1 protein-coding gene is annotated in these 278 nt (G+C 62.2%); it reads right to left on the bottom strand.

Annotated features, from left to right (window positions below; translation table 11 throughout):
- Nucleotides 1–278: TAXI family TRAP transporter solute-binding subunit (locus tag SB753_RS36840; RefSeq protein ID WP_410805068.1), on the bottom strand; the 278-nt coding region annotated here is incomplete at both ends.

The raw sequence follows: 278 nt of genomic DNA, 5'->3' as shown, positions 1-278 counted from the left end.
GACCCGCGACACCTCCAATAGCCCGCTGCCCGGCACGCCGACGCCGATCCGTTTGCCGCGCAGTTGCGCGAGCCGGTTGATGGTCTGCGCGTCACGATAGAAAACCCAGATCGGTTCATATGAAACGGCGGCAATCGTTTCCAGATGATCGGTTTCCTGCGGCGTGGTGGTGCCCGATTGAACGAAGCCCACCTGGTATTCGCTCGTGGGGTCTTTGAGCCGCTCGTAGTTCTCGACGGAACCGGACGAGCTGCGGATTTCGAGCGTCACGCCGTCGC

Source organism: Paraburkholderia sp. SIMBA_053 (assembly GCF_046534895.1).
In the GTDB taxonomy this organism is placed as follows: Bacteria; Pseudomonadota; Gammaproteobacteria; order Burkholderiales; family Burkholderiaceae; genus Paraburkholderia; species Paraburkholderia caledonica.
This window is presented reverse-complemented; position numbering and strand designations above follow the sequence as displayed.